Annotated in this window: 23 protein-coding genes; 16 read left to right on the top strand and 7 right to left on the bottom strand. The window is 34.8% G+C overall.

All coding sequences use genetic code 11. The annotated features are described in order from the left end of the window. The first annotated feature begins 73 nt into the window (after positions 1–73). Entirely contained in the window at positions 74–334 is a 261-nt protein-coding gene (locus ACOMCU_RS12355; RefSeq protein ID WP_421050350.1) for a DUF3953 domain-containing protein, read from the top strand. 370 nt (positions 335–704) lie between these two features. Continuing rightward, on the top strand, positions 705–935 hold the full coding sequence (locus tag ACOMCU_RS12350) for a hypothetical protein (protein WP_421050349.1): 231 nt from the start codon (positions 705–707) through the stop codon (positions 933–935). A 528-nt stretch (positions 936–1,463) separates the two neighbouring features. Here ACOMCU_RS12350 and ACOMCU_RS12345 read toward each other — a convergent pair. From ACOMCU_RS12345 to ACOMCU_RS12335, 3 genes are all read right to left on the bottom strand, one after another. After that, positions 1,464–1,799: a tyrosine-type recombinase/integrase gene (locus ACOMCU_RS12345; RefSeq protein ID WP_421050357.1), complete on the bottom strand. Its 336-nt coding sequence runs from the start codon at positions 1,797–1,799 to the stop codon at positions 1,464–1,466. Between the two features lie 305 nt (positions 1,800–2,104). Beyond that, entirely contained in the window at positions 2,105–2,422 is a 318-nt protein-coding gene (locus tag ACOMCU_RS12340) for a hypothetical protein (protein WP_421050348.1), read from the bottom strand. A 650-nt stretch (positions 2,423–3,072) separates the two neighbouring features. After that, positions 3,073–3,189 (bottom strand): YjcZ family sporulation protein, encoded by a 117-nt coding sequence (locus tag ACOMCU_RS12335; RefSeq protein ID WP_010859527.1) that lies wholly within the window; start codon positions 3,187–3,189, stop codon positions 3,073–3,075. Positions 3,190–4,081: 892 nt separating this feature from the next. Here ACOMCU_RS12335 and ACOMCU_RS12330 point away from each other — a divergent pair. From ACOMCU_RS12330 to ACOMCU_RS12320, 3 genes are all read left to right on the top strand, one after another. Next, positions 4,082–4,237, top strand: a complete 156-nt coding sequence (locus tag ACOMCU_RS12330; protein WP_421050347.1) for a hypothetical protein — start codon at positions 4,082–4,084, stop codon at positions 4,235–4,237. Between the two features lie 1,322 nt (positions 4,238–5,559). Further along, a complete protein-coding gene (locus tag ACOMCU_RS12325; RefSeq protein WP_010859178.1) occupies positions 5,560–6,840 on the top strand; it encodes a hypothetical protein in 1,281 nt (426 codons plus the stop codon). Positions 6,841–7,459: 619 nt separating this feature from the next. Further along, positions 7,460–7,897, top strand: a complete 438-nt coding sequence (locus ACOMCU_RS12320) for a hypothetical protein (RefSeq protein WP_421050346.1) — start codon at positions 7,460–7,462, stop codon at positions 7,895–7,897. 219 nt (positions 7,898–8,116) lie between these two features. Here ACOMCU_RS12320 and ACOMCU_RS12315 read toward each other — a convergent pair whose 3' ends face one another. Beyond that, the gene (locus ACOMCU_RS12315) at positions 8,117–8,767 is read right to left on the bottom strand and encodes a FusB/FusC family EF-G-binding protein (protein ID WP_421050345.1); all 651 of its coding nucleotides are present in this window, start codon (positions 8,765–8,767) and stop codon (positions 8,117–8,119) included. A gap of 461 nt (positions 8,768–9,228) precedes the next feature. Here ACOMCU_RS12315 and ACOMCU_RS12310 point away from each other — a divergent pair, with 461 nt between their 5' ends. The 9 genes from ACOMCU_RS12310 to thrS all read left to right on the top strand — a co-directional run bounded on the left by ACOMCU_RS12310 (position 9,229) and on the right by thrS (position 16,689). Further along, positions 9,229–9,627 carry a MarR family winged helix-turn-helix transcriptional regulator gene (locus tag ACOMCU_RS12310; protein WP_421050344.1) on the top strand — a complete coding sequence of 133 codons (399 nt, stop codon included), beginning with the start codon at positions 9,229–9,231 and terminating at the stop codon, positions 9,625–9,627. Next, entirely contained in the window at positions 9,627–9,974 is a 348-nt protein-coding gene (locus tag ACOMCU_RS12305) for a DUF3147 family protein (RefSeq protein ID WP_010859182.1), read from the top strand. The genes ACOMCU_RS12310 and ACOMCU_RS12305 overlap by 1 nt, the downstream gene beginning before the upstream one ends. Positions 9,975–9,990: 16 nt before the next feature. Then, positions 9,991–10,467 carry a GNAT family N-acetyltransferase gene (locus tag ACOMCU_RS12300; protein ID WP_421050343.1) on the top strand — a complete coding sequence of 159 codons (477 nt, stop codon included), beginning with the start codon at positions 9,991–9,993 and terminating at the stop codon, positions 10,465–10,467. Positions 10,468–10,558: 91 nt separating this feature from the next. Next, positions 10,559–11,023: a hypothetical protein gene (locus ACOMCU_RS12295; RefSeq protein ID WP_010859184.1), complete on the top strand. Its 465-nt coding sequence runs from the start codon at positions 10,559–10,561 to the stop codon at positions 11,021–11,023. 228 nt (positions 11,024–11,251) lie between these two features. Beyond that, complete coding sequence (locus tag ACOMCU_RS12290; protein WP_010859185.1) at positions 11,252–11,761, top strand: hypothetical protein; 510 nt, start codon at positions 11,252–11,254, stop codon at positions 11,759–11,761. 303 nt (positions 11,762–12,064) lie between these two features. After that, positions 12,065–12,853 (top strand): lipid II flippase Amj family protein, encoded by a 789-nt coding sequence (locus ACOMCU_RS12285; protein ID WP_036131353.1) that lies wholly within the window; start codon positions 12,065–12,067, stop codon positions 12,851–12,853. A gap of 38 nt (positions 12,854–12,891) precedes the next feature. After that, on the top strand, positions 12,892–13,503 hold the full coding sequence (locus tag ACOMCU_RS12280; RefSeq protein ID WP_421050342.1) for a hypothetical protein: 612 nt from the start codon (positions 12,892–12,894) through the stop codon (positions 13,501–13,503). A gap of 186 nt (positions 13,504–13,689) precedes the next feature. After that, positions 13,690–14,094 carry a hypothetical protein gene (locus tag ACOMCU_RS12275; protein ID WP_010859188.1) on the top strand — a complete coding sequence of 135 codons (405 nt, stop codon included), beginning with the start codon at positions 13,690–13,692 and terminating at the stop codon, positions 14,092–14,094. A gap of 666 nt (positions 14,095–14,760) precedes the next feature. After that, entirely contained in the window at positions 14,761–16,689 is a 1,929-nt protein-coding gene (gene thrS / locus ACOMCU_RS12270) for a threonine--tRNA ligase (protein WP_421050341.1), read from the top strand. 93 nt (positions 16,690–16,782) lie between these two features. Here the strand turns inward: thrS and ACOMCU_RS12265 are convergent, their stop codons facing one another. Both ACOMCU_RS12265 and ACOMCU_RS12260 read right to left on the bottom strand, forming a co-directional pair. Further along, a complete protein-coding gene (locus ACOMCU_RS12265; protein ID WP_010859190.1) occupies positions 16,783–17,271 on the bottom strand; it encodes a hypothetical protein in 489 nt (162 codons plus the stop codon). 234 nt (positions 17,272–17,505) lie between these two features. After that, positions 17,506–17,673 (bottom strand): aspartyl-phosphate phosphatase Spo0E family protein, encoded by a 168-nt coding sequence (locus tag ACOMCU_RS12260; RefSeq protein ID WP_010859191.1) that lies wholly within the window; start codon positions 17,671–17,673, stop codon positions 17,506–17,508. 544 nt (positions 17,674–18,217) lie between these two features. Here ACOMCU_RS12260 and ACOMCU_RS12255 point away from each other — a divergent pair. Next, positions 18,218–18,580, top strand: coding sequence for a DUF4440 domain-containing protein (locus tag ACOMCU_RS12255; protein ID WP_421050340.1), 363 nt, complete (start codon positions 18,218–18,220; stop codon positions 18,578–18,580). A gap of 167 nt (positions 18,581–18,747) precedes the next feature. Here ACOMCU_RS12255 and ACOMCU_RS12250 read toward each other — a convergent pair whose 3' ends face one another. Then, a complete protein-coding gene (locus ACOMCU_RS12250) occupies positions 18,748–19,302 on the bottom strand; it encodes a GNAT family N-acetyltransferase (protein WP_010859193.1) in 555 nt (184 codons plus the stop codon). A gap of 494 nt (positions 19,303–19,796) precedes the next feature. Here ACOMCU_RS12250 and ACOMCU_RS12245 point away from each other — a divergent pair, with 494 nt between their 5' ends. Continuing rightward, positions 19,797–20,393: an SMI1/KNR4 family protein gene (locus ACOMCU_RS12245; protein WP_421050339.1), complete on the top strand. Its 597-nt coding sequence runs from the start codon at positions 19,797–19,799 to the stop codon at positions 20,391–20,393. Positions 20,394–20,442: the final 49 nt, after the last annotated feature.

Genomic DNA, 20,442 nt, shown 5'->3' with positions numbered 1-20,442 from the left:
ATCTAAATAATATAAAGGGCTAAAAATTTACAATCATTTCCATGACCTCTTTTTTGTTGTATGATAAATAAAAATGAAATTTAAAGAGGAGTGGAATATTATGCTGAAGATTTTACAAATTGTTTTTGTAATCATAGTAGTCTCTCTCTCAGCTTATCTACTTATAACACGTGATTACGATCTGATTTTTTTAATGGTATTCTTCTCGGGTTTAGTCATGTTAACTCGAGGAATTGAAGAATTTCAGAGAGAGAACAAAGTTTATGGTTGGTTACTGATCGGGCTATTTTTATTTTCAGTATATGTGTCAATTCATAGTTTCGTATTGATCTAAATAAAGGAGTGGTTTTTATGTGAACTTTGTCCACTTTCTAAATATTTTTCAGTCAAACTTTCTAAAACAAACTTACTACAGTAACAATGTGCACGGAAATGCACTGTAAAACACATTCGCTTACAATAGCACGTCAAGCTCTATGTGCTCCTACAAATGAGCTATCGACAACTAAATAGGTTTACCACAATAGACGAGCCTTCATCCTGAGTGGGGATGAGGGTTTTTATTATGCTTTGAAAACTGCATCAAACAGCCAAAACTATATGTGATGAGAGGGACGAGTTTGGTGTGGTTTTGAAAGTGGAATTTGTAGAAAATTATTCCAATTTTTTACCTCTCAGATTATTATTGAGTGGGAGGATAAGTAATGAATAAAAATTTTAGTTTATTGTATGACAGTGATGAGATTAATAGGTTTTTTAAAGATATATTAGTTCTAGACATTTATGATTATAACACTATGGAAAAATATGTAGAGAAAAACGTGGGTAAATTGAGTGTAAAAGAACTAAAAATTATATTAAAGACTATAACGGAGGAAAAAGATAATCTTAACTCCATTAGAATTTTTTTGTTACTCCGTTCACTGCTTTATTAACTATAATTGCTATCTTTATAACAGCATTTTTTACGATTTTTACTGCACTATCCATTTATTTAATTCCTACGGGAGATGAAAAAATAATTAATAGTGTTGAGGATGCATTTTCATATTGTCCGGAATTGTAATAGCATATACTATCTTGTTTTCATTATATTTTTTTCTAGAAATATTAAATATGCTAAAAAAAGTAAAATTACAGGAAGCTATTAAAGTAATTTTAGCTATAAAAAAATCGAAATAAACATAAACATCCTTCGGGGTGTTTTTATTTTGCCCTGAAAAGCCAGTATCGTGCAGACCTCCCCTTGCTGCTAAACAAACGGTACTTGCTTTGGAGAGTAGAATACATAATAGGTCAGGTTCATCGTGAACCAGACATGATTCTGGAGATGGTGTTTATGAGATATGGCTAATTGGGATGAAATTAAACAAGAGTGGGAAACCACAAAGATTACACTGGCTGAAAGTGTCCACTATTCGGGGTTCAGTTCAGTCTTGATATAGGGGTTTTGGGGCTGTCTCTTAGAGATTAGCCCCACTTTTAGCCCCAGTTTCAATAGCACGGTCAAATGTATCTATAATTTTATCTTCCATTTCCCTCAATACATGCCCGTATGTTTTATAAATCATTTCAGGTGTGTTCCCCAATCGTTCGGCAATCGCCCTTACCGGTACACCGTCATTCATTAAAATAGTAGCGTGCGAGTGCCTGAGAGAATGGATAGTGCACTCTTTTAGTCCAGCACGTTGAACAATTCTTTTAAAGCCTTTGTGTAGGGTTGTCAGCGGCATAGGTATCATGCTTTCTAATGAAAGGAATACATAATCCTCAACCTCTAGCCCCGTATGATAACAAATTTTCTTTGATTACCTTTTGATAACGAATTAACTGATCAATGACAATCTTACCAACTTTGATTTTACACCGTGTTCAATCAAGAACTAGGTAAATAAAAAATCGCAAATGCTGATTATGTAAAAATAGTCCAAGATGGTAACGAGTGGCGATTTACTACTGGTACATACGCAACTTAAGCAGTTGCCGATAATGCAATTGCAGAGATGAAACGTCTTGGCATTTTATCGTATGCCGAGTCAATACCTGCATAACATTAAAGACTAAGATAGCTTAATTGCCGTCTTGGTCATTTTCTAATTCATGATTAAAAATTTATATAACCTTCATCACTGTCTAGATCATAATATCGAAAATCTTTTATTCCGTGTTTTTCCTGTAAGTATTCTTTTACTATTTCTATATCTTTACCAAAAGTAGGAAATGGAAAGCTTCCAAATCTAATTATATGGGATTCTTCTTCAGATATAGAAGCGTATAGTATTTCCTTTTCATCGTAGTGGAAATTGACATTCCACCCTCTATAACAAATCAAATAAGTTCCGTCGTCTCTTAGTCCGCATTTGTCTTCATAAGGAACGATGTTAACATTACATAATTTATCATTTATAAAAAATGAATCCATGTTGCCTTACTCCTTTATAAATTTTATTTACACATTGCATTTTAATGGAGGTTTTTGATTAAGTACATAATTATTTTAATCCAGAGATTGAACCGCCGTATACGGAACCGTAAGTACGGTAGTGGGCGAGGTCAGCTAGTGATGAAAATACCTTTAAACCAGATGAACCCCTCTCAAGAGCTCACTACGCATTATTCCTATATCGCGTTTTTAATTATGAAAAATCGACTGAAAATCCAGTTGAAATTCCAGAAAAAGAAATTCTTAAATTAAGCATGGATATGTCTTTTGAAAGCAGGACCATATTTTCTATCTCAGTGGCAAAGGCTGTCCGAAACGTAAAGCTTATGATCCTACTAAAATGCAGAGGATGCAAGACGTAAAGGCAATTAAAAAACATTGGGAAAGAACTAGAGCACATTAGTAAATTGCGTAGGTGGAAGAAGTGAATCTTTGAAAGAAAATGTTCAATGAGTTGTGACTAAGTATGCATGTGAGGAAAGAAACTAATAAAAGGGTCACCAGGGTGGGGGTCGACCCTTTGGTCATAACAACAGTGTATAAAGGTTATAGAAAAGCATTATACTATTATTATGATAGTTTGTAGAAGGAGTAATAGAGATTATTGATTGTTGCCAATAATGAAGGTGTTAATTATGCATGAAACTAGCGCCGACAATAATTAAAAGAATAAATAGGACAACGATTAGAGCGAATGATAAATTATCATGTTTGCCATAGTCTGTACCATAAACTTCATTTCCCATATTAAATTTCCCCCTTTCTATAATCTAGAATATGTAAAGTTATAGATAGGAGAGATGCTATTCATCTAATCAATCATTCTTTCCTTTTGTAAAAAATAAATAATCATATTACGTAGTTTGATAAAGAACGTGGTTCGTGTGGAGCTGTATGAAATCCAATTGAAGTAGATATTTATAATTCCTAATTAAAAGAATATTACTGAAAAGGGTCACTTCCCATCCAAAAGTGACCCAAACCAACAAATCGGGAGGTGTAAGGCTATTTTAGCTTTACATTACTATTATTATGATTGGATTACTATGTTTATATAGTTCATTGCCTTTGAATTAGATTTAAATTAAAAAAACCGCAGCGAGGGAAGTTGCTGCAGTATAGAGATTAACTGCACAATATGTTATTTCTTTTCATCTTTTTTACTATCCCATGCCCATGTTATAAACGCATAAACAATAGTAGCAAATAAGGAATAAAAAAATTTTTCATTCAAATCCCAATTACCTTTTCTGAAATAATCTCCAACTGATAAAAGTAAAAACAATATGACGAAGTAAAAAATATATAAGTATTTTCTGATAAATGTCATTTGAATCACCTTAATATGTATTTTATGTAAATTGTAACATAAAAAAAGCTGCAGCGAAGGGAGTTGCTGCAGCTTTAAATCAGTAGAGAAAAACTTTATGACAATATTTATTTTGTACACTTTATGTTTATTTATGCATTAAAAAAGCCGCAGTGTATCAGACGCTACAGCCTAGAATTGATTCATGCCCATTGATGTTGCATTAACAGCATTATACCACAACTTAGGAGGGCAAAATTAATGGGCAAACAAGGGCAAAATAAAGTTATAAAGAAAATTTATTACACTGGATTGAGCATTATCGATGGATGGTTGAAACGATTGAGGAAGCAAGACAGCCAGTAGAGAAGGTTGATAACGGCAGTTACATTAGAGCTAAAACAACTATGTATGGCATCGAGGCAACACTACCAAAGGCAAGTGGTGGTGCATGTGATCCAGTTCTTGGCATTTATAAAAATTAATTACCAGGAAGGCGACTGACGACCCATAAACTTGTTCGGGGCATGACATACATGACCGGCCTATATTTTTTAAAAGATTAGGTATCTAAATAATATAAAGGACTAAAAGGAGCAGAACGGAAATGCACTGTAAACTAAAAACAATTTGATTTCCAATATAACATGGTGTAGTTCTACCACGATTTTGCAAGTGAGTTATCGACAATTAAATAGGTTTACCACAAAAGATGAGCCTTCATCCTGAGCGGGATGGAGGTTTTTATTATGCTTTGAAGACTGCATCAAACAGCCAATACAAAATGTGATGAGAGGGCGGAGTTTGGTGTAGTTTTGAGAGTGAATTTGTAGAAAATTGTTCCAATTTGTTACTTCTCACATTATGAGAGTGGGAGTGATTGGAATGTATAGTATAGGGAATTTTATGAAGCTTATGGAATTATAAGAGGAAAATAATTTACTTGAAGCTGAACTAAATTTGCTTGCAGAAAACAAAGTTCAACCAGAAATGAAACAAGCAATTATTAGTTTGAACGATAAATTATTACGGTATTTGGAAGCGTGGGGTTTTAAGGTTCAGAGCAGAGATAATAGATTTATAGCTTCGTATAAAAAAGGGACTATTAGCACAGAAATTATAGAAGACGATACGCACTCAAATTAAAGATAAATAACAATGAAATTGATACAATAAATTCAATTGTTTCACCTAGGATATACTATAGGGCTCAAGAAACTGTTGAGGATGAACATTTTGGGAAACAGATAATGGATGTTCAGAATAAAATTAAAGAGAAAATGGGGTTATTAACCAGTTATAAAGATTTGAAATTTGAGTATCAAAACAATAAAAATGATATCTTTTATTCTGAAGAAGAGTTAATTGAAACATATTTTGGATAGAGTAACAGACGCACCTTCAGTAGTAAGAGGGTGTTTTTATTTTGCCTTGAAAAGTGAGTATCGAGCAGAGTTTCCTCCCCTTTGATTCGTCGGTACTTGCTTTTAGAGTGAAATAATTCATCAAAATGTTATTACATATTTTCAGTATTCTAACTTAATATTAGATAAGAAAAGCACCCCTTCCAAAATATTTTTCCTAATAGAATCCATTCACGTTCGACCACGAATGGATTTTTTTGAAAATATAAATAATGGAAAATTATTAATATTATATTCTTTGATGTATTTATTATAAAAAATAGTATTTTTTTCTATAATTGAAATTTTATATATGATATACTATTTTTGTTTTACATAGAAATTGGTAATAATTTGTTGATTGAAGAGGAGGGGAAATAACATCTTTAGAAGGTGTGATTGGTATGAGTAAATTGAAACATTTTTTTGGAAAGTTAAATAAGATTGATATGTTTTCACCGTATTTCTTTTTACCGTTTATTTTAGTGCTATATTTCTTTACAAGCTTATTTGATTGGCATAAATTTGAACAATTCAGTGTACGTATATCCATATGGCCAGTCGTTATTTTAGCTCTTGTCTGCTATTACATAGGTGTATATATGATCGATAAACGCCAGTGGACGATTCCTTCATTCGGGCTTTCGCTCCTAGGAAAATATGTGATTCACTTTGTTATTATATTAACTTTGCTTGGGCTAGGTGCCTATTTAATGATGATTTTTAGTGGCGACTTAGGGATTACTGACGAAGCAAACCGCCGTAATCTAGACCCAAAGTTAAACTTCTTTAGCCAGTTATTATGGTTTGGGACTTTATTGCTGTTGTCTTATAAAATGATTTTGGAAAAGAATATGACATGGAAAAAGGCAATCATCTACGGTTCAATTTTCGCGGTGGTGATGTTCCTGTTCTTATTAATGGGCTATCGAACGCCATTAATCATCATGTTGTTTACAGGAATCATCATTTTCCACTATGTGGTTAAACGAGTAAAGTTGACGTGGTTCTTAACGGCATTAGTCGTGATTGGTGTTGCTTTCTCAATGTTTGGATTTATACGTGTCCTCACAGAGGATTTATCAAAAGATTTTAATAACCGTGATCAACCGAATGTGGAATTAACAGCAGAGGCAAAAGAGAAGCTATTAACGGCTGAACAAAAGGTAAACTTAACACCAAAATGGATGCGTGCCATAAACGCGGAAAGTGTAACAAGCCATATCGTTTTGAGTAAGATTATTGAGTATACACAAGATGAAGGGCACTTAAATGGTGAAATGCACAAGGGGATTTTCAATACGATTTTACCAGGTGAACAAACTTCACCTCGCATGAAGGTAACAGAAGTCGTAAACTCAATAAGTGTAAAAGATGGTATATTTATTACTCGTGAAACACGAACAACAACCCCGACCTTTATAGGACAATTGTTCTTAGATGGTGGTTATTTGTTAGTGGCGATTGGCTTCCTGTTATATGGTGTGTTAATTTCATTAATCTATAATAAAGTGAAGCAGGAGGGAATTCGCAGTTTCCATACTGTAGCATACGCATTTATTATTACGTTGTTTACCGTATCGATGCATACGGGTTTACTAGATTTAATCTTTATTTTAATGCTTGGGTTTGTGATTATCGCATCCTCTATCATTAAAACGGACAAGCGAAAACTTCAATCTTAGAAAAGATAGGCTTCACCAAAAAGTCGGTTTACACTTGCTTTTGGTGATAGCCTTTTTTTGTGGGGTATATTGAAAGGCATGTAAATATATTGAAACTTTTTGCTGTTTTAACCGTATAAGTAAAGAAGTGAGGTGGAAACACATGCTCCAGCTCAGAATATATGGTGTCATCATGTATTAGTGGATGGTTATTACTAGATAAGTATTTTTACAAGCGATTTCAAATTCCAAAGCAACCAAGCATGATGGATCAAACGGTTCATACAGAAGCGAGAGAATTTCTAATAGGCCTTTATCTTCTTAAGTAAATGTTAATGTTGAGCACACTTGCTTATTTTGTTAGTTATTTGAGTATTATGTCTGTATTAATGCGAATCTAAATTAGAATGTACAGACAAGAGGAGGGGTGATATATGATAAAAAGTAGGCGTTACTTTAGTATAGCCATAGTGCTGTTATTCGTTGGTATATTGCTAGCGATGCCGTACCCGATGCGTTGAATAATATTAGCGATGTTGTTTTGTTGAATGTTCCTATCGTTACACTTGATGCTATTCAAGTAAAGAGTATATTTGCAATCATCTTACTAATCGGAAGTCTTTATTTTTTAAGGAGGGCATTGAAGAAACATTTCTTTATGGTATATGTAACTGTGATTTTAAGCTTTGTCTTTATACCATCTTTCTTTGTTTATATCTATCAAATTACATTTGCAACAGGCATTGAGGCAATATCGTTTGAAGCCTATAAAAGTGATTGTACATTTGAAATACTGGATGAAAATACTTTACAAGGGGCTTGCCTATTAGCGCTACATAATTTAAGTAAGGATGATGTTACGTTTCAAGTAGAATTTAATGATGCCCACTACAAGGAAAAAATGATCTTCATGAATAATAATGCACCATACGAGGTTACGCTTCACGGACAACAAAAAAAGCTAGTGAAAATTAAGACAGTAATGGATATGACACAAATGGAAGGTCACATTGATGAAGGCAAAATATCCAATCTAAGTATTAAGATCTCAGCATGTCATCAACAACGGAGGATATAACAGGGTTACGTTTAGTGAAGGATAATCAATAAGCTATACAACATTACATAATACTTTTATATTGACAAACAGAAAACGATACTATCCAAAATAGGTGATGGATAAGTTAGAGAATATTCAAACAGTACTCCTCAAAAATTTAAGGGACATACTCCATTTAGAACCGAATAGCTGAGCTAAATAAAAAGCCTTCTCCCTATCAAGGAGAAGGCCCGTTTATTATTGTGTGATGCGATTGAAAAAAGCATTTACTTTTTGCATATCAGCTACATGCTGATTACAGTTGGCACTGTCCGCACAAATGTAATTACTGTGATTGGTAAATGTTCCAACGACTTGGCCTTTAACGGAAGTTGTAAAAAGACCAACATCGGAGTGACGGTTACAGATCGCACAAATACCACGAATCGTACTGTTTGCGAAAATACCTTTAATGGCTTTTAGCTGCCCTTCTTGCTCGATGAGTACATATTTTCGATGCGTACCAGGATCATCCCAAGCTAAATAGCACATTTGCCGAAAATCCATATCATTCAAACTGGGCAACTTTAACTTTTTTTCCTTTTTGAACAAGCTTTTTATCGTACTTGCTGTGACTGGTTTGAAAGGGATGACGTAGGGCTTTAAACTTTCTAAATAATCCTCACCCTGTTTACGCTCTGTTACGGTAAATAGCGTCTCGATAAGCTGAGCTTCGGCAGCAGTCATTGTAACCTTCGTTGTAATTTCAGTTTCAACAATACCGCGAACGGCGAGAATGACATTTTTATCTTTTGTTGTAGCAAGTGCTTGTAAGATTTTATTCATTTGTTGCTCGAGTAAATGATAGTTAGCAACCGTTAAAAACGGCTGGATTGTTTGTTTTTCCATGTGAAATCACTCCATTACATATAGGCTTTTGGTTGTGGCCTAAAGAGATCATCCATTATGTTTCATCTGGGTTAACTTAATCTAGATCTCTTTGACCTGCAAAGATGTGGTTCTAGAGCAAGCATTACAAAAGAATGCGACCATTTCGATTCCTCCTTGTAAAGAAAACTACAATTATCTTAACATTTTAAGGAAACGAAATAAAGAAAAGGAGTAATTTATTTGTAATACATGCACTACTTATTATCAAACTCAGGAGATAGAGGCAGTTCATTTAAAATGTCGATAAATAGCAAAAGTTGGGCGATAAATCACAAAAGATGGGTGATAAAACAAACAAGTTAGGCGATAAATCCAAAAAGTTAAGGGATAACGAGATACCCTCCTAAAAAAATCCTCTTTTAATATATCGATAATTACGATATAATCGTTTCTAACGATATAATAAAGGAGTAATAGTCATGATTGAGGATATAAATAATTATTTTACAACCATTTTCTATCATCTGCACGCTACACATGAGGATGTTATTTCGCATCAGAGTGTCCGCATATTGCAAATGATTCAAAAGGAAGATGAAGTGACGGTTCGTCAAATTGCCGAGTTATTGAATATTTCACAAAATACAGCGTCTGAACATATAAAAAAACTAGTACGTAATGGGTGGGTGCAAAAGGAGCGGGCAGTTGATGATCAGCGCAAAGTGAATCTCCACCTAACGGCGCAAGGGCTAACTGTCGTAAAGAAAAACACTGAATTGGATGATCAGAAGCTACAGTATGCACTAAATCATTTATCAGCTAGTGAACAGCAAACAATCTTACAGGCATTTCGTCTATTAAGTGAGGTGTCGAAGTAATGTATACACTGTTAAAAATTCTTAGCTCCGCAGCAATTATTGGTATCGTAACAGAGGTGGCAAGGAGGTTCCCTACATACGGGGGCATTATTGCAGCTCTACCACTTGTCAGTATTTTAAGTATTATTTGGCTGACGGTTCAAAGTGAATCGAGTGACCATATCCAACGATTTACAGTTGGTGTTTTGGTCGGTCTTCCAGCAACGATGGTCATGCTTTTTGTCATCTATATGGCGATGAAATCATCCGTCCATATTGTGTTTGCGATTGGACTGGGCATTATTTCGTGGGCGGTGTTTTTAGGTATTCAAAAAGCGGTTGCGGGTGTATTTCATATTTCAATTTAGAGTAGGAGATATATAAATGTCAATTGTACTAATTCAGCAGTTGCCTCAACAAAAAGTTTTGCAGTTTTTTAAAGAGCATTGGGGAAGCACAGAGATGGTTATTTCCAGTGGCATCTATGACTGTAGCCAATTAGATGGCTTTGCTTATGTTGATGAAGATCAAACAATTATGGGCCTAGTCACCTATATTATTCGTGGTGAGACATGTGAAATTATTTCGCTCGATAGTATAGATGGTGGAAAAGGTGTTGGTTCATTACTTGTACAAGCCGTAGAAAAAAATGCAGCCCAAAATGACTGCATCATGATGACGCTTATTACCACAAACGATAATTTACCAGCATTAAGATTTTATCAAAAAAGAGGGTATCATTTAGTAGAAATCCTACAAAATGCAGTAGAGCTTGCAAGAGCTAATAAGCCTGAAATCCCATTGATTGGCGATCAAGGTATTCCGATACGTGATGAAATTGTATTGAACAAAACATTGTAAAGTACTGTGAATTTTTGATAATGAAAAAATCGATTCCACTGGCAATGATTTCTCGCTATACTTGTTGTGAAGCAGGAAAGAGAGGAATAGAATGAAAAAAGTACTATTTGTTGTGTTTTTTAGTTTGTTTGTGGTGGGGGCTGTTTTGATTATCTATCTAAAAAGTAATCCACCACTTGTCATAAATGGTTATACAAGCCTTGATGATAATTCAACGGTTCGATTTATAGAAATTGACAATAAGGGACTGCGGGAGATTCAGTTACAGAGTATTGTCGTCAATGAAAAGCATCCTGAAAGTGTTGAATTGGTGGTAAGTAAGTCTGAGCCATTTGAAGCAGAAACTAAAATAGAAGGCAATCCAAACTTTACATTTCATAAATTACAGCAAGTGAAGATTTTCCCTAGTCAATACATAGATAGACAGGCAATTGGCAAGCAGCCACAGCACTACGCTCTAAAGGTAAATGCTTCAGATATCCAAAAGATTACCATTCAGTACGAATATTTAAAAATGCCTTTTACAGTAACTGCTGAATTGCAAACGACAAAATAGAAAAAAATAATGAATGAGCGAGGTCAATGAAAGCTTCTACCTTCTACCTTCTACGATCTCACAAATGAATGGGATGCCTACTTATTACTTCTTAAGTAAGGCATCCCGTTTTTTGTCACATCATTTATGCCCATGTCATATCCTAAGATTGTTTGGTGAAAACATACTATTATACCCAAAACATGGTAATCTATTGGTAATAGTAATTGGGAAGATAGGAGGGGTCTAATGGGGTTGATTATTATTGGCGTCGTGCTTGTCATGTGTATTTTTATTGCGATTTTAGTTGCTGTATTTAAACTCTCAAAAGAAGATATTAAACTTCAAGTAGCAGCGACGTGTGCAGGGAAAAATGAGTTGGATCAGGCTATTATAAAGATATATTTTACATTCTCAATTGGCAAACTCGCCAGTCGCAAAAAAGAAATACTCGGTACTATTGACTGGTCAGAAGGATGGATGCCAGTGTGCTACAATTTGAAAGAGCAGGGGGTATTTAAAGAGGAGCGTTTACTCGTTTCGCAGGGTGAAGATTCGTATGCAACTTTTGAATTTGATGCCACAAACGCGGTAGACGAACAGGGGCAAGGGGAAGGCTATGTCGTTTTAGTATTAGAGAATCCTACAAATGTGACGAGCTTTCGAGCTGGCATCGTACTCGCCGTAACTGCCAATATGGTGACCTATCAACTTTCAGAGTCTACAAGTTGGAACAATGAGTTTGTCATAAACCATTAATTAATCTATAAAATGCTATTCACAAGGGAAATCTTATGAATAGTATTTTTTTGTTTTTGGAAATAAAATGTAAAATATAGTGTTCAACGGAACTTATTAACATCAATTTCGTAAAATATAATAATGAAAGGCGTGTTTGGCTTAAATTCTTCACTTTATTTTTAAAAAAGAAAGGGGAAATAGAAAACACTCACCAAAATGGTGACAGCATTTTCAGATGAATAAAAGCGTGAGTGCTTAGAAAACAAGCGCTTGCTGAAAAGAAGGTATAAATATTTGGACATATTAACGGAAAAGCTCATCATGATATCTTTATTCATTCTCATCATACATTCCATTGAAACACTCGCATATGCAGTGCGTTTATCGGGAGCTCGTGTGAAATTATTAGCTTCGGCACTATCACTGTTTAATGTCATGGTAATGGTATCAAGGTTAGCGAATATGATGCAACAACCCTTTACAGGGAGTTTGATAGATAAAGCACCCGAGGAAAACACCTTTGCGTTTGTAGAGCAGCAATTTCGCATTATTATTGGCTCTGCTTCACTCGGAACTTTACTAGGTATTCTTTTGTTACCAACGTTTGTAGCCATTTTTTCGAGAGCAATTATTCATTTGTCAGAGGAAAGAGGATCTATTCCTGGACTTATAAAAAAGGGCTTTAGTATGGAATATTTTAAACGAGGGATGAAGCATATACGTGTGCCGAGCTTCTCCTATTTAAAGGGAATCAGTTGGCGCGACATCCCACTTAAATTATTTATCATTAATGTAGTGATTACAGCGATTTATACGATAGGTGTTTTGTCGGCACTTTATGCTTCTTTATTGGTGCCTGAAAGAGAGACAACGGCGGTGATGGCTTCGGGACTTATCAATGGGGTGGCGACGATGTTATTGATCGTATTCATTGACCCGAAAATTTCAATTCTTGCAGATGATGTAATCAATCAAAGAGGTAGTTATCTTAGTCTAAAAAGAGTCTCGGTAATGATGATGGGGTCTCGTTTGTTAGGAACAATCTTAGCACAAGTTTTATTTATCCCGGGTGCCAAATATGTAGCATGGTTTACCCAATTTATGGTGTAAATCATTATTTTTTATTATTTAATTTAAGGAGGAGTAACTTGAACCGAGAATCTGATAGTGGTCCAACAGATCATTATGATGAGCAACTTCTCACGATTGATGAACAAATTTGTGCGTTAATACAACAGCGTAGAAACCTTTCAAACAATAATCCAGGTCTTCCTCCAGATGAGGCAATGTCAATATGGGCTAAAAAATACGGTTTTTATGAAGCCTATCTTGCCTCGTTATTTTACATGATGAGAACGGAGAATCATTATAAACCACGTGTTGAACCAACTGATTTTAGGAAGTACATCCCCGTTTTAAAATCGCTTGAAAAGGATGGACGAAATTACACGGTAAGCTTTATACGTCAATATGAAAATGCTAGCGTTGTACAACTACTCGTCGATTGGGATGCTACAAATGATACGCCCATAAATCTTATTCAAAAATCTTCTCGCAATCATTTTGAGTTGTCTTTAGGGGAACCTTATGAATGTCGGTTGGATCGCAGTGGAGGGTCAACAGGACATTATAGTACTAACTTTGTTGTTACGCCACCGTTGCCTGACGATATTGCAGGACTAGACTTTGTCTTTAAAGAATACAGTGACGTCTTTGGAGAAAAACCTACAGGATTAGCAATTGTCATGCAAGGGGACTAACTACTTTTCACTTCCACTGTGTTTGACAATTCATATGTAAACGCAAGATTCAAGGGAGAGTAGCGTCGAAGGGGAATATTATTTGTAAGAGGGTGATTTCTCCTCTTGCTTGCATTTTTATGCAATATAGGAAGTAGGTCATAAACTATAGTGAGGGGTTTAGTTACACCTGGGAATATTCATCTTATGTTACTAGGGTTAGGAATAAAAGGGGGACTAAAGAAAGAAGTGAAATCGATGAAAAAATACTACTGCCTGCTGTTAATGATTTTCATATTAGGTGCATGTAGCGAGGGCTCTCAAGAAGTACATTATGTGGCAAAAAGCGAGCATTGGAAAGCAATTTATCACAGTAATACCAATAACGGCTTACAGCTAATTTATCTTGGTGATGAACTAGAACTTGGCGATTTACACATAAATATTGAAGGTGCACAAGACTCACTGGATATGTTAGATATTCGTGTAAATAGTGATGGTAAAGTTAGTATACCTAAAAAAGATATGGCTAAAATTTTCAATGAAAGTACCTCCGAAACGATTATTCAAATTAGTTGGCAGTCAAACAAAGAAATATTAGATGTTCAATAAGTCTTGAGATTACGGGCTTTTTCCCGCATGAACGGTCAGTAAGCCCGAGATGGTCTATGCACTGACCGTAAAAGCCTGATTGGTTCAACTAGCAAACCATGGGAGTTGAAGAAAACCCCCATGGTTTGCTAGCACTCGATAGGTATACATACAATAATTGGAGTGTATTATGAAAATATAACAGACGAAGATGATGCACGGACAACATAAATTGCTTTTGGAGTGTGTGATGACGAAACAATGAGGAATAAAAATATTTTTTTATGGTGAAATAGCTGTAAAAATACATTGCTGTATCAACAAATAAAGAGAATTCAGCGTACATTAAAAATAATTTTCAATTATTGACAAGTTATGGCGTGTCCGATATAGTGAATATCAATTTCATGAAACAATGAAAACAGCGATGATTAGGACATGAGTTTTGATTGAACGATTCACAGAGAGGGAAGTCTAGGCTGAGAACTTCCTAATGCAGCATCAAACCTTACTACCTAGGAGCAGTGCTTGGAAACTTGCACCGTGTATGCGACGTTACAGCATAGTCAATGAGCCACTAGAGCATCTAGTGGGAATTTGGGTGGAACCACGGGTAATTAACACATACTCGTCCCTTTTTGGGGCGGCTATGTGTTTTTTTATATTTACAGAAAAGGAGAAGAGAACATGTCAAATCAATCAATTAACATTCAGTTTCCAGATGGTAAACAACAAGTATTTACAAAAGGTGTTACACTAACCGACATTGCACAAGCGATTAGTCCAGGTTTACGTAAGAAAGCAATTGCAGGAAGTGTCAACGGAACCATCATTGATTTGACACGCCCGATAGTGGAAGATGCACAAATTACACTATACGATGCTCGCTCAAAAGAAGGAATAGAGGTTATTCGACACTCAACAGCTCATTTATTAGCACAAGCTTTTAAGCGCTTATTTCCAACAGCTCAATTTGGTGTAGGGCCGGTCATCGAAAATGGATTTTATTATGATATCAACATGGCACATACGCTTGTACCAAGTGATTTACAACAAATAGAAAAAATGATGAAGCAAATTGTTCAAGAAAATATTCAAATCTTGCGAAAAGAGGTAACGCGAGAAGAAGCGAAACAGCTATTTGCACACGATAAGTTAAAGTTAGAGCTCCTAGAGGATATCCCTGAAAACGATATTGTGTCGGTTTATGAACAGGATGAATTTTATGATTTATGTCGTGGGCCACATGTATCTTCAACAGGTAAATTACAACATTTTAAATTAATGCATGTTTCAGGTGCGTACTGGCGTGGTAATAGCCAAAATCAAATGTTGCAACGTATTTATGGCGTAGCATTTGCGACAAATGAGGAAATGAATGATTACTTTGTTTTCTTAGAAGAAGCTGAAAAGCGCAATCATCGTAAACTTGGAAAAGAACTTGATTTGTTTATGTTTTCAGAAGAAGCACCTGGTATGCCATTTTACTTAGCAAATGGTCAAATCATTCGAAATGAATTGGAGTCCTTTTTACGCAATCTACAAACAAAATATGACTACCAAGAAGTACGTACACCGTTGATGATGAATCAGCGCTTATGGGAACAATCAGGACATTGGGATCACTATAAAGAGAATATGTATTTTACACAGGTAGATGAACAAAGCTTCGCTTTAAAACCAATGAACTGTCCAGGGCATATGTTGATGTTCAAAAATGAACGCCATTCTTACAGAGATTTACCGATTCGTATGGCTGAATTTGGTCAAGTTCATCGTCATGAGTTTAGCGGCGCTTTAAATGGACTTCTACGTGTACGTTCGTTTTGCCAAGATGATGCGCATATTTTTGTGACACCTCAACAAATAGAGGACGAAATCGCGCTCGCGCTAAAAATTATTGATCAGGTGTATAAGGTATTTGGCTTTCAATACGACATTGAATTGTCGACACGCCCTGATGACTTTATGGGGGATATTAAGCTTTGGGACCAAGCCGAAACGGCATTAGAAAACGTACTAAATCATTTAGGATACCCTTATATAATGAATGAAGGTGACGGGGCATTCTATGGACCAAAAATCGATATTCATATTAAAGACGCCATTAAGCGAAGCCATCAGTGTGCAACAGTCCAACTCGATTTCCAATTGCCAGAGAAGTTCGATTTAACATACATTAATGAGCTAAATGAAAAAGTAAGGCCTGTCGTCATTCATCGTGCTGTTTTTGGCTCACTTGACCGTTTTCTAGGCATTTTGATTGAACATTTTGGAGGTGCCTTCCCAACATGGTTAGCACCTCAACAAGTAAAAGTGATTGGTGTAGCAGATTCGCATCAAGTATATGTACAGCAAGTGATGCAAGCCTTACAACAGGAACAAATACGTGTTAGTGAAGATAATCATCAAGAAAAACTTGGGAAAAAAATACGAGAAGCCCAGATGAAAAAGATACCGTACATTCTAGTGCTCGGTGACAAAGAATGTGACAACCAAAGTGTGACAGTTCGTAAATACGGTAAGTCAGAATTAACGACTATGCCACTTCAGCAGTTTATAGAGGAAATAACACAAGAAATTTGGGATAAAAAGTTGCCTGGTCGTGATTTATAGAGAAGTTGACAATCTATTTTTAATGTAATACTTCTAGAAATGGTTTTTCATGCATACTATTAACTATAGAGATTATATAAACTAACTCTCTATTCATTGACTATCAGCTTGTTGATAGGGGTTATCGTAATGATGATAATGACTTCCACCGAGAAGTATGCTTTTTGTTTCGGCATCAATGACAACGAATTTATGGAATTCTTCTTGTCCATTTTGATAAAAAGATGCCAAAAAATATACTTGTCGATTCGGATGAATAAATGTGTGATTGGAAAGATCCATTTTGTCATTGGCATGATTCGTTTTCACATTAAATGTATGCTCAGCATCCGGTACGTCTTTAAACAGTATTTTTTGACGCATACTAAACGTAGCATTGTTATATTCCTCGTAGATTGTTCTATCTAATTGCTGATAAAATTCGTCTTTATCTAGAAATGATTTAGTTTGATTGACAGGGTATTGTAAAGTTGGGCTGGATGTTTCAACGGGTGCACAAATATTGTCTGTCGAAACTTCTGGCGTTGTTTGAGGTTGAAACAAGTTCGAAATAACAACCAATGATAGAAATAATAACTGCATGATTGTACCTCCTGATTTAGCAATAACAGTAGGTTTCCCTAATTCTTGTTATGTATACATTGATTTACATACTTGTATATGAGGGAAGTTGCTAGTAAGGAGGCTATAAGGTAGCCGTGGCAATAATCTAATTTTGTGATGATAAAACCAGCCATGCGAACGTTTCGTTTTGACTGGTTTTATTGTAAATAAGTATGCTAAATGAAAGTTATTTATAAAAACTCCTCCTTCGACTTAAGATGCTTGCTTTAAATATCTATTCAGTAATACATCTAATTCTTGACTACAATCAACGACTTTGGGATGGGTAAATCCTAAATCTTTTGCCTTTTTGTACATAATTCTTCTTTTAATTTCAATTTCAACCTTCAAGAATTGTTTAAGTAAAAAATTCACAAACATAATTTCCTCCTATGATTTTCTCCATATTCATGAAATAAATTCTAGTGGCCTCGATTCAACTTTTTCATTGTATATCACTTAAATTAAAAAATATGTCATATTGTGTATCGGAAAAGAAATTCGTAAATTAGTCACACATAAGTGGCTTAAACCTTAATAGGGAATAAAATTCGTTAATTAATTATAAAGGACTTTAGTATTTGGTTGATTTACTTTTAATGTAATTTTAATGTAGTTTTATAACTAATATAATAGATTTTTAAGCTTTTGTATGCACTGAATTTTAGAAAATCTAAAGAATAAGACATTTATTTTTAGTGTCTTTTTTACTATATAGAAAGTCGATTAGAATGGTAATAGAATGTAACGAAACGTATTGATCTACTTATCTTGTCATAATTTATCAAATAACCTTTAATGTTGTTTATTTATTAAATAGTTTCTTTCATTTAAGAGCTAAAGATTAAAAAATAAATAAATCGTTGTATATTTTTGTAATAAATGGAATAATTGTTTTAGAATTATTTAAACATTTCTGGAGGAGATGAGTAGTGTAGTGGATACAAAGCTGAAAGAACAAATATTAATGCTAGAAAAACAACTAATGCATTATATAAAAGATGATTTTGAAAAAATACTAGCAGATCATTATGTGGAGTTTGGTAGTTCTGGTATGAAATACGATAAAACAATGCAATTAAGCGCTCTAGATGATGAAACGGGCTTACATAAAATACCTTACAACATTACAGATTTTACAATTAAACAATTAGCCCCGAATATAGTCCATTCCACATATTGTACAACGACAATGGCAAGTGGTAAAAAATCGTTAAGAAGTTCCATTTGGCTTTTACATGAAACGCAATGGAAAATGTACTTTCATCAAGGGACACCAACAATGTGAACAAAAGGATAATACAGAAAAAAAGTAGCCTTGCAGAGGGAAAGACGAAGTGTTTTTTGTGCGACCGTTGGGGCAATTTTAGTTACTAACGTAAAGGATTGGGTATAATTCACAAATAGAAAACGCACGCATTCAGTAAATTTTGAATGCGTGCGTTATTGTTTTCGCTAACCCAATTCAGACCACTCTTCACGTAATAGACCAAATAAGATGATGTCATGAAATTTGCCGAAGCGGAAAAGTTCATTTCGTAAGATGCCTTCTTTTGTAAAGCCACATTTTTCGTAGGAACGTATGGCTGAGCCATTAAAGCTAAATACCTGAAGTTTAATTTTGTTTATCGCGATGTAATGAAAGATAAATGTGATGAGGGTCCGCATGGCATCTGTACCAAATCCTTTTCCGTGCCACTCTTCACCTATTGAAATCCCCACAAAGCAAGTGCTGTTTGTCCAGTTAATCGAAAAGACACTACATGAACCAATAAGCTGGTGAGAAGTCTTTTCAAAAATCCCAAAAATGAATTCTTCTTTTTTTCCACTAATACTTTGAAAGAATGAAGAATGGTCTTCAAATGTATTTGGAAAAGGAATTTCATCATTGGCGAGTAATAAAGTGCTCTTTTCGCTCTCAATTTTTACAAATGCATCTAAATCAGAAGTAGTCATTTGTTTTAAAGTAATCAATTGACCTTGAAGAAAATCATTAAAATATTGTTCCATTATATATTCTCCCTCGTTCAAGGGCTGCAGTATGAGTTACAACCCTTGGATCATTTGTTTTGCAACCAAACATCTACTGATCTTTGCGCAATCATATTCACAACTCCTTAAAATCAGAATGAAAAAATAATAGCACATATTGGAATTTTTTGAAATAATGATTTAATTGAAGTGAAAATTAATGAAAAATGGAACTATTTTCATTTTGATGCGTATAACACTAAGAAGCTATTCCCGAATTGATAGTTTAATGGTAGATAACAACGAAATAGGGAGGTTGGTAATTTTTGTAATTTTAATAATCTAAATGTTTTATCTTTCAAGGATTTATAATTCTTGCAATTTTGCTGATTATGGAAAGTTAAACAACAAGAATGTATTTTAATAGAAATTGTTGAGATTTATTAGTACAAGCTGAGGCAATGATTTAGAACATATATATTGATTCGACACGGACCGCAACCGGACCAAAAAAGAAAGAAGGGTAATAAAGTATGCGACAGTTTAATCGATATTTTAGTGAATTAATTCAATATTTACCTGAAGAAGAACAGCATCAATTACAACTCACTGCAGGCGCAACTGAACACCAAATTTACGCCTTACTGGCAGTGTTTCCACAATGTCCACAGTCACTTATAAGTCTATTAAAAGATGTCAACGGAACATATTATTGTAAGCATGGTGCGCATACGATTTGTGTGCTAGTCCTTGGCTCCGATTTATATGAATATCCTTATTATTTAAAGTCAATTGAGCAAATCATGAATGATGATCACATGGATGCGGAGGATAGCATTTTAGATCGATATGGAGAGTTTATGGACCAAATTGAATTAGATGAACGAATCAATATCCATGTGCCGTTAAGAGAGCGATTATGTTTTTCTGATTGCATGAATAATGGTGGTACGTCGTGCTTATACATTGACTTTACACCAAATGAGCGAGGAACAGTCGGGCAAATAATTCGTTATGTACATGACCCTGATAGTTATGAGGTCATTGCACCTTCTTTTGATGTGTATCTACAGCAACTCATGGATGGGGCATATGAATTTACTGCCATTTATGAGGAAGAGCGGGACTAGGGTTTAATGCTAGTAAACGTTTACTCAATTCACCACTAGAAAGAAGGGG

It is taken from the genome of Lysinibacillus sp. UGB7, assembly GCF_049058285.1.
Classification (GTDB): domain Bacteria; phylum Bacillota; class Bacilli; order Bacillales_A; family Planococcaceae; genus Lysinibacillus; species Lysinibacillus sphaericus_B.
This window is presented reverse-complemented; position numbering and strand designations above follow the sequence as displayed.

What these genes read in the sequence shown, in the direction of transcription:
- ACOMCU_RS12260 (WP_010859191.1), bottom strand. Translation starts at nt 17,673, where the DNA reads ATGTTTGTGAATTTTTTACTTAAACAATTCTTGAAGGTTGAAATTGAA.
- ACOMCU_RS12265 (WP_010859190.1), bottom strand. Translation starts at nt 17,271, where the DNA reads ATGCAGTTATTATTTCTATCATTGGTTGTTATTTCGAACTTGTTTCAA.
- ACOMCU_RS12310 (WP_421050344.1), top strand. Translation starts at nt 9,229, where the DNA reads ATGATTGAGGATATAAATAATTATTTTACAACCATTTTCTATCATCTG.
- ACOMCU_RS12255 (WP_421050340.1), top strand. Translation starts at nt 18,218, where the DNA reads ATGAGTAGTGTAGTGGATACAAAGCTGAAAGAACAAATATTAATGCTA.
- ACOMCU_RS12275 (WP_010859188.1), top strand. Translation starts at nt 13,690, where the DNA reads ATGTTACTAGGGTTAGGAATAAAAGGGGGACTAAAGAAAGAAGTGAAA.
- ACOMCU_RS12340 (WP_421050348.1), bottom strand. Translation starts at nt 2,422, where the DNA reads ATGGATTCATTTTTTATAAATGATAAATTATGTAATGTTAACATCGTT.
- ACOMCU_RS12335 (WP_010859527.1), bottom strand. Translation starts at nt 3,189, where the DNA reads ATGGGAAATGAAGTTTATGGTACAGACTATGGCAAACATGATAATTTA.
- ACOMCU_RS12290 (WP_010859185.1), top strand. Translation starts at nt 11,252, where the DNA reads ATGGGGTTGATTATTATTGGCGTCGTGCTTGTCATGTGTATTTTTATT.
- ACOMCU_RS12250 (WP_010859193.1), bottom strand. Translation starts at nt 19,302, where the DNA reads ATGGAACAATATTTTAATGATTTTCTTCAAGGTCAATTGATTACTTTA.
- ACOMCU_RS12355 (WP_421050350.1), top strand. Translation starts at nt 74, where the DNA reads ATGAAATTTAAAGAGGAGTGGAATATTATGCTGAAGATTTTACAAATT.
- ACOMCU_RS12285 (WP_036131353.1), top strand. Translation starts at nt 12,065, where the DNA reads ATGATATCTTTATTCATTCTCATCATACATTCCATTGAAACACTCGCA.
- ACOMCU_RS12245 (WP_421050339.1), top strand. Translation starts at nt 19,797, where the DNA reads ATGCGACAGTTTAATCGATATTTTAGTGAATTAATTCAATATTTACCT.
- thrS (WP_421050341.1), top strand. Translation starts at nt 14,761, where the DNA reads ATGTCAAATCAATCAATTAACATTCAGTTTCCAGATGGTAAACAACAA.
- ACOMCU_RS12325 (WP_010859178.1), top strand. Translation starts at nt 5,560, where the DNA reads ATGAGTAAATTGAAACATTTTTTTGGAAAGTTAAATAAGATTGATATG.
- ACOMCU_RS12315 (WP_421050345.1), bottom strand. Translation starts at nt 8,767, where the DNA reads ATGGAAAAACAAACAATCCAGCCGTTTTTAACGGTTGCTAACTATCAT.
- ACOMCU_RS12350 (WP_421050349.1), top strand. Translation starts at nt 705, where the DNA reads ATGAATAAAAATTTTAGTTTATTGTATGACAGTGATGAGATTAATAGG.
- ACOMCU_RS12300 (WP_421050343.1), top strand. Translation starts at nt 9,991, where the DNA reads ATGTCAATTGTACTAATTCAGCAGTTGCCTCAACAAAAAGTTTTGCAG.
- ACOMCU_RS12295 (WP_010859184.1), top strand. Translation starts at nt 10,559, where the DNA reads ATGAAAAAAGTACTATTTGTTGTGTTTTTTAGTTTGTTTGTGGTGGGG.
- ACOMCU_RS12305 (WP_010859182.1), top strand. Translation starts at nt 9,627, where the DNA reads ATGTATACACTGTTAAAAATTCTTAGCTCCGCAGCAATTATTGGTATC.
- ACOMCU_RS12330 (WP_421050347.1), top strand. Translation starts at nt 4,082, where the DNA reads ATGGTTGAAACGATTGAGGAAGCAAGACAGCCAGTAGAGAAGGTTGAT.